At 68.3% G+C, this 12,648-nt stretch carries 11 protein-coding genes; 3 read left to right on the top strand and 8 right to left on the bottom strand.

Features of this window, described 5'->3' with window-relative positions:
* Window positions 1–40: 40 nt before the first annotated feature.
* The 4 genes from fxlA to ACLHRZ_RS26575 form a co-directional block, all read right to left on the bottom strand.
* A complete protein-coding gene (gene fxlA, locus ACLHRZ_RS26590) occupies window positions 41–235 on the bottom strand; it encodes an FxLD family lanthipeptide (protein ID WP_490421044.1) in 195 nt (64 codons plus the stop codon).
* A 41-nt stretch (window positions 236–276) separates the two neighbouring features.
* On the bottom strand, window positions 277–1,530 hold the full coding sequence (gene fxlM / locus ACLHRZ_RS26585; protein ID WP_490421043.1) for a methyltransferase, FxLD system: 1,254 nt from the start codon (window positions 1,528–1,530) through the stop codon (window positions 277–279).
* Window positions 1,531–1,888: 358 nt separating this feature from the next.
* Window positions 1,889–2,449 carry a hypothetical protein gene (locus ACLHRZ_RS26580; RefSeq protein WP_490421042.1) on the bottom strand — a complete coding sequence of 187 codons (561 nt, stop codon included), beginning with the start codon at window positions 2,447–2,449 and terminating at the stop codon, window positions 1,889–1,891.
* Window positions 2,446–3,087 carry a DUF6415 family natural product biosynthesis protein gene (locus tag ACLHRZ_RS26575; RefSeq protein ID WP_490421041.1) on the bottom strand — a complete coding sequence of 214 codons (642 nt, stop codon included), beginning with the start codon at window positions 3,085–3,087 and terminating at the stop codon, window positions 2,446–2,448. The genes ACLHRZ_RS26580 and ACLHRZ_RS26575 overlap by 4 nt, the downstream gene beginning before the upstream one ends.
* A 242-nt stretch (window positions 3,088–3,329) precedes the next feature.
* Between ACLHRZ_RS26575 and ACLHRZ_RS26570 the strand changes: the two genes are divergently transcribed.
* Together ACLHRZ_RS26570 and ACLHRZ_RS26565 are read left to right on the top strand one after the other, a co-directional pair.
* On the top strand, window positions 3,330–4,265 hold the full coding sequence (locus ACLHRZ_RS26570) for a helix-turn-helix domain-containing protein (RefSeq protein WP_490421040.1): 936 nt from the start codon (window positions 3,330–3,332) through the stop codon (window positions 4,263–4,265).
* The gene (locus tag ACLHRZ_RS26565) at window positions 4,262–4,513 is read left to right on the top strand and encodes a DUF397 domain-containing protein (RefSeq protein WP_490421039.1); all 252 of its coding nucleotides are present in this window, start codon (window positions 4,262–4,264) and stop codon (window positions 4,511–4,513) included. Before ACLHRZ_RS26570 ends, ACLHRZ_RS26565 begins: the two co-directional genes overlap by 4 nt.
* 85 nt (window positions 4,514–4,598) lie before the next feature.
* Here the strand turns inward: ACLHRZ_RS26565 and mobF are convergent, their stop codons facing one another.
* Together mobF and ACLHRZ_RS26555 are read right to left on the bottom strand one after the other, a co-directional pair.
* Entirely contained in the window at window positions 4,599–9,035 is a 4,437-nt protein-coding gene (gene mobF, locus ACLHRZ_RS26560) for a MobF family relaxase (protein WP_490421038.1), read from the bottom strand.
* Between the two features lie 227 nt (window positions 9,036–9,262).
* The gene (locus ACLHRZ_RS26555) at window positions 9,263–10,972 is read right to left on the bottom strand and encodes a transposase (protein WP_490421037.1); all 1,710 of its coding nucleotides are present in this window, start codon (window positions 10,970–10,972) and stop codon (window positions 9,263–9,265) included.
* 145 nt (window positions 10,973–11,117) lie between these two features.
* Here ACLHRZ_RS26555 and ACLHRZ_RS26550 point away from each other — a divergent pair, with 145 nt between their 5' ends.
* Window positions 11,118–11,387 carry a hypothetical protein gene (locus tag ACLHRZ_RS26550; RefSeq protein WP_490421036.1) on the top strand — a complete coding sequence of 90 codons (270 nt, stop codon included), beginning with the start codon at window positions 11,118–11,120 and terminating at the stop codon, window positions 11,385–11,387.
* Window positions 11,388–11,772: 385 nt separating this feature from the next.
* On the opposite strand, the gene ACLHRZ_RS26545 is transcribed toward ACLHRZ_RS26550, so the two are convergent.
* On the bottom strand, window positions 11,773–11,949 hold the full coding sequence (locus ACLHRZ_RS26545; RefSeq protein WP_490421035.1) for a hypothetical protein: 177 nt from the start codon (window positions 11,947–11,949) through the stop codon (window positions 11,773–11,775).
* Window positions 11,946–12,608 (bottom strand): hypothetical protein, encoded by a 663-nt coding sequence (locus ACLHRZ_RS26540; RefSeq protein ID WP_490421034.1) that lies wholly within the window; start codon window positions 12,606–12,608, stop codon window positions 11,946–11,948. Before ACLHRZ_RS26540 ends, ACLHRZ_RS26545 begins: the two co-directional genes overlap by 4 nt.
* Window positions 12,609–12,648 lie beyond the last annotated feature (40 nt).

Below are 12,648 nucleotides of genomic sequence, written 5' to 3'. Positions count from 1 at the left end.
GCCGGACCTCCGTTCCGGCGCACCAGCCGCACATGATCCGTTAGGACGGGTCGCCGATGAACGAGTCGCAAGCGCTGGCGCCGTCCTTGCAACTGTCGCCGCACCCGTCATCGGTGGGGCAGTCACCGGTGTTGGCACTGGGGCGGTTGGTCACGACGACGCGGACGTCGAGCGAGAACTCGTCGTCGAGCGCATCCGTCTGGGTGTCGGTTTCCGGTACGAGGAGGTTCGGCATTGCGGTCACTCTCCTTGTTCGGTGGTGTGGTGCAGGGTTCCCTAGTCCCCGGCGGCGTTCGCCATCGTGGGCCAGGAGATCGAGACCCGGCAGTGATCCTTATTGATAAGGAGGGCGCCGGGAAGTTCGGGAATCCGGCCATCAGGGGTGCCGGCCGGGTAGACGGCGATGCGCGGTCCGGGTCCGCCGCGATGCTCCTGGTCCCATGTGCGCACGTGGGCGGCGATCTTCTCAGCGATCTCGGGACCGTCCGGACCGAGGGCGTGGACCCCGTATTCGAAGGACTTCTCGTCCTCGGTGAGGCGCGGGGTGATGTAGGCGAAGTTGGGGCCGTCCACGGCCGCCATGGAGAAGCGCTTGTTCCACGGGACGACGATTCCGGTGTCGAGTTCCGGGTCCACGCCCATGGTGCAGAAGCCGGGCAGCATGGTGGCCATGTACAGCTGAAGCATGTCAATGGGCTCACCGCGCTTGACGGTGACGCCCGTCCAGCTCTCGGCCCGCGGGTGGCGTACCGCGTTGTCCAGCAGGCTCGGTTCGGCCGGCGCCTCGTCGTCGAACCGCAGGACGATCTCGTTGGTGCCGTTGACGAGAAGCAGCGTGTTTTCGTGCTGGCCCGCTCCCTGCATGTTCACGAATCCGCAGATCCGTGGCACCGAGGCGCTGACCAAGTGGTCGCCGGTCCGCTGGAGAGCGATGGACCGCGTGAGTCCTCGCATGCGAAGCGGCACGACGAGGCGACCGTCCTCGGTCAGTTGCTCGACCCACGCGGGCGGGATGTCCCAGGCGCCGACGGTGACCATGATCCGGTCGTATGGGGCCTGGTCCGGAACCCCTTCCTCAGCGTCGCCGAGCACGACGCGCACGCGCGAGTAGCCGTTCCGCTCCAGCAGACGGGTGGCCTGGTCAGTGACGTCGGCGTCGATATCGATCGTCGTCACCTCGCCGGCGTCGCCGACCAGTTCCACGAGGTAGGCGGCGTTAAGGCCACCGGAACCGATCTCCAGCACCCGCATTCCCGGCTTGACGGCGGCCTGCTCTAGCATGAACGCCTGGATCTGCGGTGCGCTGACCGAGGAGATGGCCCTGCCGTGCTCGTCCCTCTTGGTGACCACGGCGTTGTAGGCGTGATGCGCCGCCTCCAGGTCCGCTTCCGGGGCGAAGGCGTGCCGGGGTACGGCGCGCATCACCCGTTCGACTTCCTTGGAGACGATCTCGCCCCGCTCGACGAGTTCATCGACCATGCGGTCCCGCAGTTCCATGGCGCGATCGGAGTCGGCGGTTGCTTCGGGCATAGGGCGTATTCCTTCCTGAGCAGCATGTGAGAGCTGTGCCGGTAGGAGCTGTGGCGCTGCTGAACCTGGCCAGGGCGACTGTGGCGCCGAGAACGAAGCCACGAGTCTAGGACACACAGCACAGGCCAAGACTTTGCGAAAAGCGGCCGAACTTACCTGCGATATAAGGGCGATATGTCAGGTGGGCTCGCTGGCTATCCCGCCCGCCGGGAGCCCTGGCAGGTCGGGATTGGCGTACTCGGCCCCCTCCCCACGCGAGGGGCCGAGCGGTCCGCCACTGGCTGGGCAGTCCGGCCGTGATGGTTACCGGTGCCCTCGGGAATCCCCCAGCCAATGGCGGACGATTGGCCCACTCTGATCACCGATGGAGGAGACCCGCAGCCTGTCGGCGGTGCTTCCTGCGTTTCAGGTGATCAGAGCGGGAGCTTGTGGGCTGTCTGCGTTCCACAGGCCGTGCGTCGGAACGCGCCGGAACGTCGACGGGCCATGCCGCAAGCACGTACCGGCCCGTGAGGTCGGCCACGACCAGGAGGAACGGCTCTCCTCCGCGCAGTTGGTCATATGCGGCCTGCCGGACCCAGTCGGCGTTCGCCCAGTTACGTAAGGCGGTGGGTGCATCCCCGACGTCGAACTCGATGGACAGCTCGATCCTGCGGAGGCCCCCGCGCAGCGACGGCACCGCTTCCGGTTCGGGGTCAAGTCCGTCAGCGATACGCAGAGCCTCGCTACGCAGCCACCGCAGCGCGCGTCCCACGAACGGGGTCGGGAAGGTACCCAACACGGACCGCGCCCACTCGTCCTTGCCGTACACCGGCCCTTCCGCGGTCACCTCACACCAGTAGCCCCGTACGGTGTCCGTTGCGGTGAGGGCGAGCGCAGTCTTGTCGTCGGTGTTCAGCGCGTACCCGGTGGCGCTCACCGACCGCCCCCGGGCGCCGTGGACAGGCAGGGGTCGCTCTCGGCGGTGTCCCAGCCCCTCCCCCCGGGGCCCCCGTGCGTACAGGTCGACAGCACGAGCGGGTGTTGCCTCTCGCAAGCGGGGTCGATGGTGGCCAGAGGAAGGAGAGCCCGGCAGGTCCGGGCTAGCTCCTGCGCGTATACGGCCCGTTCGATCGCCTGCGTACCGGCAGCCGGCACTGCGGCGACCTTCGCACGGACCGCGCCGAGGATCACGTCGACGGCCGGGTCCCGGCCGTGCTCCCCCCAGTCCTTGGCCTCGATAACGGGCACAAGCATTCCGATGTGCCAGCGCAGGGCCGCGACGAGGTTGTCCACGATATTGGCCAAGGGCAGCTGATCCAGCGCACGCCGTACCGTGGCGTTGATCGCGTCCTGGTCGAACGCGTATCCGTGCTCCACCCCGGCCGTCGGGGTGTGACGAGTCACCTCCGGGCGGTCGTGGGGCATCTTGCCTTCCTCCGGCTCACCGGATGCGTCGGGGGCGGCGCTGTCCTCGCCGGGCGGCACGAGCGGGTGCTGGGCCTTGAGCTTCTGCTGACGGGTCAACCGCACACGCGGGGGGTGCGAAGGCATGGCGGTGCCACGGACATCGGGCATGGGTGAGCTCCAGCGTGAGCGGGGGTGCGGACTGGGACGGTGGGCCGCCGCTCAGGCATGCATTCGGGGGACGGCAACCCACCGTGCACTGCGCAATCCTGGCAACTGGGGCGCCGGGATTGGTTCAGGTCTCCACGGTGGCGTGCGGCACAGCGCGTCGGCAAGTGAATCGGCAATGAAGGAGCTCTTGCGCCGGTATTGGCACATGCCCCATCATGCAAATGCCGTGCTAGAGCGGGCAGTTGGGCACGATCTCTGCACGCTTCAACGTGGCTACCGATCACATGCGCCGAGGAGGCAAGTACGTGGTAGCTCGGGCCAGACCAACCGCGCGCCGCATGGAACTAGGCGCGCATCTGCGGCGCTTGAGGGAATCATCCGGACTGACGATCGAAGACGCCGCCCGGGGGATGCCGTTCTCCGAAACGAAGCTCCAGCGTGTGGAGACCGGCCTTCAGTCCTTCCGCCAAGCCCGCGAACTACGCAAGCTCCTCGAACGCTACGGCATCACCGACGACAACGACGTGGAACAACTGCTGGAGATCCAGCGAGAAGCGTCCAGCCAGGAGTGGTGGACCGAATACAAGGACGTGATGCCCTCGGGCATGCAGCGCTTCGTCGGCATCGAGTCAGCCGCGCAGTCCATCCGCGCCTACACCCCCACGGCGATGCAGGGACTACTCCAGACCGAGGCGTACGCCCGCGCCGTCCACGAGGTGTTCAAGCCCATTGAGGAGACCACGACCGAGTTCGTGGACAAGCACGTCGCGTTGCGGATGGGCCGCAAGGAAGCGTTGCTGATTGGCGACGAGGCACCACGGCTGTGGGCGATCCTCGGTGAGGGCGCGCTGCGGTGGATAGTCGGTGGTACGGATGTGATGTGTGAGCAGTACGAGGAGATCGTCAAGCTGGCGGCGATGGACAACATCACCGTGCAGATCCTGCCGTTCCAGTCACGTGGCTACCGGGCCGCGCATGACTTCGTCCTTCTCGATCCGGGTGACACCCTGCCGCAGATCGTCTGGGCTGACACGGCTTGGGGAGCGGTCGCAGTGACGGACAAGCCTCGTGAGATCAAACGGTTCACCCGTTCCTTTGATGCCCTGCGCGCTTCGGCGCTACCTCCGGAGGACACGCAGGGGTTCCTGCACCGACTATCGCGAGAGATCACGCAATGACCACCACCGGCCACACCCGACCCCTCACCGCATCCGACCTAGCCCCGCCGGACGCCTGGTTCAAGGCGTCCCGCAGCGGGAACGGCAACACCTGCGTCATGGTCGCCGACCTCACCACCACAGAACATGACGGGATCGGCCTGCACGACTCCAAGAACCCCGAAGGCCCCGCGCTGCTCGTTTCCGCCGGCGCGTTCACCAGCTTCGTCGCCAGCGTCCGAGGCGACTCCCTCCGCAACACCAGGTAAGGCATTTTCCACGGACTTCTCCAGGTGAACACGGCTCGCTCCAGAGGTGGTTGGTGGGGCGAGCCGCGCTCTTGTACCTGTCCTGTCACGCGGGCGGGACAGGACGCGTATCCACCGTCTCACCGTGCTGGATTGCGTCAGCCGAACGGTACTGCTCGGCGTACGGGTGGCTCGCGCTCGGCGCCCGGGAGGGCGCCGGAGAAGTCAGTGGTTCGTCGGGCTCGGGGGTGCCAGGCCGACGGCGTCGTGCGAGTTCTGTCCGGAGGTTCGCTTCGCGGTGAGCTGCTCCGCGGGCTGTGCTGCGCGCTCGGGTTGCCTCGGTGCGGAGGGTCTTCGCCGCGTCGTGGTCACGCCCTCGGGCACGTTGCAGCAGGCTGCTCTTGTCGCGCTTCACGGTCTCCATCTCCGCGAGTACCTCGTCGTGCTCGTCGATGGGTCCGGCGACTGCGGTGAGGTCGCCCAGTCGCGTGTGCAGGGCCTCCAGCTCGTGGGCGCCTTCGGCGTGCTGGCGGCGCAGGCCGTCGCGCTCGGCTTCGACGCGCGCCCGGTCATCGCCGCGCAGTGCGAGGCGGCCGAATCGCCCGGTGGCGGTCAGCTGCTCTTCGAGGCGGTGCAGTCGTTCGGTGACGTGGTTCTGGCTTTCGGTGCGGCGTGTGATCGTGTCGGTCACGGTCCGTACTTCGCGGATGGCGTCCGTACGCACGGTCAGGTCCTCGTACCGGCGGTTGAAGGCGAGGGCGTTCGGTCCGCTGCCCGTGGCCGCTTGTTGTTCGGCCCGGGTGGCCTTGACCTCGGCCGCATCTGCCTCGCGCTCGGCGGCCCGGGTAGCGGCTGCCGCCTTGCGGATCGCATCGCGCAGGGCTGCGCTGCCCAGGTGCTTGTACGGCCGCGGTTCTGCCGGTGCGGTGGGCTCGTGGGCTGTTCCTGCAGAACGGTCCGCGGCGGTGCGTCGGCTGGCCTTGCCGGGTGTGCGGGCAGGCTCCGGTGCGTCATCGTGCTCCGGTTCGCCGGCTCCGGGAGCGCGGGGTGTCGGCAGGTCCGGAACGATCTCGCGGAGGTGTGCGGGGACAGCGTTCGGCGGGAGTTCCGTGAGGATCATCCGCTCTTCGGTGCCGGTCTCGATCTCGCGGATGAGGCCAGCGACGGCGCGGTCCAGCTGTTCCCGGTCGGTCTCCGGTTCGCCTGCACGGGCCCGGTCGGTCTCGGTCTCGTAGACGGACAGCGGGAGAAAGAGGTGCGCTTCCTTCTTGTCGCGGCTCATCATCGTGTAGAGCGCGTTCGCCTGGGCGCCGGGGCCGTAGACCAGGGCTTCCTGGACGCTGAGGCCCTGGCTCTTGTGACCGGTGATCGCGTATCCGAGGCCGAGTCCGCCCTGGGCGATGTAGTCGGCATCCACCCATTCGGCGTGGTCCTCGTGGCCGTCGGCGGTCTTCTCCCGCCACTCGACCAGGACACGGCGTTCGTCGTCCACGGCGCGGACGATTCCGCGGTGGCCGTTGAGCACGTCGTGGTTCGCGCCCTGGCTCTTCTTCGCACGGTAGTCGTTGACGCGGAGGAGGACCTGGTCGCCGACGGAGAGGGTGAGTTCGCGTCCACCGGGGAGCGCGTAGGTGTGTTCGGGGCCGGTGAGGTCGCCGCTGGCCTTGCGCAGGGCGCGGGCGCCGAGGTTGAGTTCTTCGACGATCTCGTTCGTGGCAGCCAGCATGAGGAGCTGTTGCACGGCGGTGTGGTCGTCGCTGTGTGCGGCGCGCTTGTCCGCCCACACGGTGAGCATCGCGGCGAGCGTTTCGTCCTTGTTGGCCAGGGCGTGGACGCGGCCGGTGCTGGCGAAGGTCCGCAGCGATTCCATGCGCTTGTCATCGCGCCAGAGCTGGAGCGCGCGGCGTTCGACGGCGTCCTTCTGCCGGAAGTTCTCCGTCAGCTTCAGACCGCCCACGATGCGATGGACGGCGCCGAAGTGGCCGCCGACGCCCGGCGAGTGCAGTTGCTTCGGGTCGCCGATGCCGACGATCTTCGTGCCGGTTGTCGCTGCGTGTTCGAGGAGTTCGGCGATGTCGCGGTCATCGCACATGGCGTCTTCGTCCACGACCAGAACGTCCACGCCGGCAAGCCCTCGCCCGCCATTGCGGATGCCCATGAGCCAGGAGGCGAGGGTGCGGGAGGTGATCCCGGCTTCCGCCTTGAGGTTGGCGGCGGCGACGGCCGCCGTGCTCGCTCCCGCGACGATCAGGCCCTGGGCCTCCCATGCCTGCCGGGCGGCATCCATGATTGTTGTCTTACCCGCGCCCGCGACGCCCTCGACAGAGTCAATGCCGTGTCCAGCGGTGAGGAGCCGTTCCAGCACGGCGCGCTGCTCGGCGGAGAACGCGAAGTCCCCGCCGTGCTGGGCCTCGACGGTAGACAGGGTCATCGCGACCGTGTCGCCACTGACGACCGCCGTCTGTTCGCCAAGGCGGCGGGTGGCCTCGGAGACGATCAGCGCTTCGGCAGCCACGATGTCCGCAGTCGTGTACCGGTCGGCGTGCGCGTAGTGCTGGGCGCCCCGGGGGTCGAGCTTGACCGCGTACCCGGCGTGCTGGAGCACGGCGTTGGTGAGCTGCTCGGCTTCGGCAGCGGTGCCGATGCCGTACGGAAGAGCTTCGAGTACAGCTGACAGGGCGGCGGCGTGCGTGAACTCCTTGCTGTGCGCGGTGAGTCCCGTCTTCGGGTCAAAGACGATGCTGCACAGCTCGTCCAGGTTCGGGTTCGGCTGATCGACCGATTCGCCGACGGCTCCGGTGGTGATGGCGTCGGGGTCGTCGCCGGCAGCGCGTCCTTCGGCCTGCCAGTACGCGCGCAGGACGTCATCTGCGACGCCCGCGGCTTCGCCGTTCTTGGCGGCCTTGGAGGCGGCCGAGGCGGCGGTGCGTTCGCGCAGGGTGGCGCTGTCGTAGTCGAGTCCGAGTTTGGTGAGCAGTTCGCGGACCTGGTTGTCGCGCTTGCTGAAGAGCCGGATGGTGGCCTCGGGGATGGCGGCGATTTCCCATGCCCCGGTGCGCTCTTCGCGGCGGAAGCGGATGCCGTAGCGCGTGTTGAGTTCGCGGCGCACGCGGGCGTTCATCAGGGACTGGGTCGCCCGGGTGTGGCGGTGCAGGTCACGGCCGCCTGCGGCCACAGTGGACCACTGCCCGTCGGTGCCCTTGGCCATGTTGGCCAGGGTGAAGTGCAGGTGGAAGTGGGGGTCGCCGTAGGGCGCACCGTCAACCGGCCGGGCCGCGCGGTGGATCATCAGCCACCCGGAAAACCCACTCGTGCCGATGATCTCGGCGGACTGGCCGTCGCCGTGCCGTCCGCGCATCCCGTATGCGGTCCAGCCTTCGAGAGCCTCGACGGCCTCGCGTCCGGCGGAGGTGAAGACGCCCTCCACCTCGGTGGCTATCTCCGGCGGGGCGTAGGCGAGGAATACGGACTGGCTCTTGGGCAGATCCAAGGTGACGTCGGTGCCCCGGTTGCCGACTTCCACGCGGCCTTCGCGCATGGCGGCCTTGATCTCTTCCGCGTCCCAGACCTGCTCGGGAGCGATGCCGGCGGCCTTGGCCATGGCGACGGCTTCGCGGACGGCCATGGGCAGGTCCCGCAGGCGACGGCTGCCTTCGGCCTCGGTCTGCTGGTAGCGCCGTTTCATGGACCGGGAGTCGAACAGATCCACAGGCTGCTGCCCCGTCGCGCTGGCCTTGTCCTCGACGGCATGCAGGAGCGCGCGGGCGTCGAGCCGCCCGCCGGACTCGGCAAGCAGTGCCTTCTCCAGGGCCTGTTCGCCGTACAGCTCGGCGGCGTCGATACCGACGGCGCCGGCGAGTTTGAGCAGGGTGGAGGCAGGGACCTTGTGGGCTTCGCCGAACCGGGTGAGCTGCCGCTCCATGGTGGCGAAGGCGGTCTTCTTGCGCTGGGAGTCGAGCAGTGTTTCCGGCTTCACACCGCGTTCGGCGGCACTGCGGCGGATAGCTCGGGCCAGGGGGGCCGCAGACAGCTTGGCGGCCGGGGCGATAGCGAGCTTCGGTTCCACCAGGGTCTGACCAGTGCGCGGGTCCTCGCCGCGCATGAGGCGGCGGGCGGCCTGGAACTGCTCGGGCGCCAAGGTGCTGCCGGGGACGATGTCGAACTCGGCGAGTCCGGACCCGATCCACATCAGCGGGCGTTCGCTCGCGCTCAGGTGGTAGTCGACCTGGCCATCGGCGGCCGGGGCGGGGACTATGGCCTCCCCGTAGAGGTCGCGGGCGTCGAGACCCGCCGCGGCGGCGACTTCGACGGCGTCGAATGTGGAGAACCGGGTGTTCTTGGCGTTCCGCAACTGGGTGCGGGCGCGGAAGAACGCCTTCTTGGCCTCGGTGGAGCCGAGGAGCTGGGCCACACTGGTTCCGGCTTCTTCGGCCGCGGCCTCGATAGCGGCAACGAGCGGGGCGGCATCGACGGTGGCGGCCTTCCCGCAACCGTGGCCGCCGGTCAGGCGGTACTCGGTCTGCTCCTCGGACGGACCGATCACGGTTGCCCACCCCACCGGCCCGCCCACCTCCCCCGGTCAGCCTCGATCAAATCCCGTCATCTTGGCCGATTGTATCGTCACGAAGTGACGATACCTTGGTCCTCAGAATTCAAGATCGGTCGGAGAGAGCGTGATCGTCGCTGCTGTCCCGTGCCACCGAATCTTGACCGTTTGCCAACGAACCTTGACGAACGCGAGTTAGTGACCCTGTTGCCCATTGATGTGATCTACGCAGCGAGGGTGAGTTCGAGGCGAGCCAGGTGGCTGGTCCGTCGCCGGTCAAGCGGTCTGCGATACCACCACGCGTACAGCCGGACCAGGTTCAATGCAACGGCGCCGAAGACATGTTCCAGATGAGTCTTGGGCAGCCCCCGATAGCGGGTCCGGCGGCTGTCGGTGACCGCGACGGCCTGCCGGATGGTCCCTTCGACCCCCGACCGCAGTGCATAGTCGGCTTGCCAGTCCCGTCCGGCCTGCTCGGCCCGGGCCGAGCGCAGCGTCTCGGTCATGGCCTGCGGGCGCAACGACAGTTGCCGGCGCCCGTCTCGGTCGGTGGTGCACTGCTTTCGCGCGGGGCACGGGCCGCAGACCGCCCTGGAGAATGCAACCACGATGGTCGGTTTGCCCCGGTTCAGGCACGGGACCCACGACGTACTGGTTTGCCCCAGCGGACAGGTGACGCTCTGGTACTTCCAGTCGATGGTGAACGCGCCCTGGTCGAAGCCCTGTCCTGTCCGAGCCAGGCGCGAAGTGTCCAGCAGCACCGGGGTGATCAGCGCCACCCCGTAGGTCGCCGCCGCGCTGGTGATCGCCTCGGCGCTGGCGTATCCCGAATCCAGGTAGTGCCTTCCGGGAAGTACGTCCCGGGTCCGTTGGCGTGCGTGGATGCCCTCCAGCGCGTTGACGTCCGGCACGGTGGAGGCGGTGGTGGCCACATTGGTGATCAAGTTGGGACCGGTGCGCTCAGCTTCGGGCAGGTCGGTCGCGGTCTCGGAAATGTGCAGCTTGAAGCCGTTCCAGAACATCTCCCGCTTGGCCGACCACCGGGTGTCGAGATCGTAGGGCGAGGCCAGCCGCAGATGACCGGGCGGCAGCCCGTCCCCGCCCTCCTCTGCGCGTTCCCGGCGGGTCACCGTCTCCCGGCCGACGCGGTCGATGCGCCGGGTGTAGTTCTGCACCAGCACCATCCGCAGGGCCTGCACCGCAGGCAGTTCGCGCAGCCAGACCGGCGAACGCGCATCGTAGACGGCGCTGATCAGGGCGAAGCCGTCCGTTCCATAGGTGCGGGCCAGCCCCTCGCGCCGCGCGGCCGAGGACGGCATCCGCCAGGTGTCGATGCGGGTGTCGTAGCGGCGGGACCAGCCAGGCACGTCCAGGACAGTCCCGACCCAGTGCGGGGCCGCACAGCTCAGGGCCTCTACCGCTGCGCGGACCGATTCCCCGGCCAGTTCCAGACGGTTCAGATCACGGACCGCGCTGATGACGTGCGTGGAGTCGGTGCGCTGCTTGCCGCCGGCCTTGAGCAGGCCCATCGCCTTGAGGCGAGCGAGCAGAAGGTCAAGAACCTTCTCTTCGAGCTGATGGTCCAGGACGCGGGTACGGAACTGGGTGAGCACACTGTGGTCGAAGCCGGGGTCCTCAAGTCCTAGCCCCAGGGCATAGGACCAGGACAGGCGGTCGCGGACCGCGTCGGCGGCCTGTCGATCGGTGAGGTTCTCGGCCATCTGGAACACGGTGATCAGCGAGAGACGCCCCGGTGACCAGCCACTGGGGCCGGTCGTGGCGAACGCGTCGGCGAACTCGGCGTCGGGGAACAGTTCCCCGAGCCGGTCGCGGACCGCTACCGGCAAGGGCAGGTCACGCCCGTAGTGCTTGGCCCGGATTGCCCGGACAACCTCGGGTGCCGGGTCTGGCCACGGCCGCGGCTGCATCGACATGATCGCACCCCCTACGGCCGGGACGAAGGAGCGGCCGCGTTTCCACCCTGCCCAGTGGATCAAGCTCTGACCAGCCCTTCTACCGAATGGGCAACAGGGTCGTTAGTGTCAGCAAAGGTTGAGCACCGCAGGTCAAGGAGACGCAATGTCCGAGCCCACCCCCGACAATCTGCGCTGCCCTCGCTGCGGTGACCTGCCGGAGCCGCTCATCTGCCTCGGCCACAAACCCGACGGCGCACCCGCCACCGACACACCCGCTGCGATGCTCGCGCTCGAAGCCCAACTCGGCCTCGCCGATGACGCCCGCCGACGGGCCACTGGCGCCGCGCTCACCGACGCCCAGACCGTCGCGATGCTGCGTGCCATGTCCGACGACCCCGAACTGGGCGCCGACAACGGGGAACACGGGCACTGACCAGATACGCCAGACCGAGCGTCGCTCTGATCACAGAGACTTAGATCAAACTTCGATGGCAATCGCTCAAGGTTCGGTGGCACAGGACAGCTGCTTCCTACGGGGACATCGGCGGTGTGGTTTCAAGGCTTCTGCCTCGGGTGGTTCGGAGGCTGTTACCTGCGGATCGGAGCCGGGGGCGGGTCAGTGGGGCCTGATGGGAATGGCCGTTGCGCTGGTCGATCTCGGTGTCCGCTTGTCACAGGCGCAGTGCTGACGCGGCGGTGGGCGTACCCCTGGTCCGCCCCGGCGAGAACCGTTGCTCGGCACCGCGCGATGCCAAAGACGAACGTGCCGCTGCCCCGTGTGGGGCAGCGGCACGTTCTCCGTGGTGCTGTCGGTGTTCTTATGAGCCGAGCGGCCAGTCCCCGAAGGGGACGGGCGACCGGCCGGTGGCCGCGCGCAGGGCTTCGTCCGTGCCGCACGCGGAGCAGATCCGTACGTCGCGATCGGCGGTGAGGCGGGAGCGGGCCGACTGCTCGCCGAGCGCGCTGCTGCACCGGGGACATCGGGGTTCGGTCACGAGGGGTCCTCCTCGGGGTGCTCCCGTGCGGAGGTCAGGATGCGGATCCAGGTCGGGCGTGAGGAGGGCTTCTCCGCCTGCTGTTCGAGCAGGGGGATCAGCTCGGTGTTCGTCGCGCCGGGGTTTGCCTCGATGACCTGGCGGGCGAGCACGAGCCTCGGGTCCCCCTGGTATGGGTAGGCCAGCCCGCGGCGGCCCTTGGGCCGTCCGCCGGCGTGGCCGCGTCCCTTGCGTTCGGCGACGTACTTCCACAGCTCCCACCGCTTCCACTTCGGTCGCTGTCGGCCGCTGGGCAGCAGGTCGTAGCTGACCGGGGCCGGCCAGTGCTCGGGGGGCTGCTTGACGTTGTGGGAGATGGTGCTGGTGTCGGCGTATCCGCAGATGCGTGCTGCCTCAGCAGGGGTGACTTCGTCCTCCGGGTCACCGGTGAGGTCGGGCGGGTTCGTGGTGGCTGCGGCGGCCCGCGCGCGCTGGAGTTCGTGGTACCAGGGCGTCCAGACGGCGCTTTCCCAGTGCATGACGCCGTCGATGATCTCGGCGTCGGGGTGGCCGTTCTCCTCGCGGTTGGTCCAGAGGTTCTGGAGGGTGGATTCGCTCAGGCCGTGTTCCTTTTGAAGGTCGGCGCGTGAGTAGAGCGTGCGGCCGTCGTCGCGGTGCACTGTCGTCTCCTGTTCGGGCTCGGGGGCCGGGAATGCCGGC

The sequence above is a fragment of the Streptomyces sp. AM25 genome (assembly GCF_058146165.1).
Note: the sequence above shows the minus strand (reverse complement) of the source record. Positions and strands in the feature narration are given on the sequence as shown.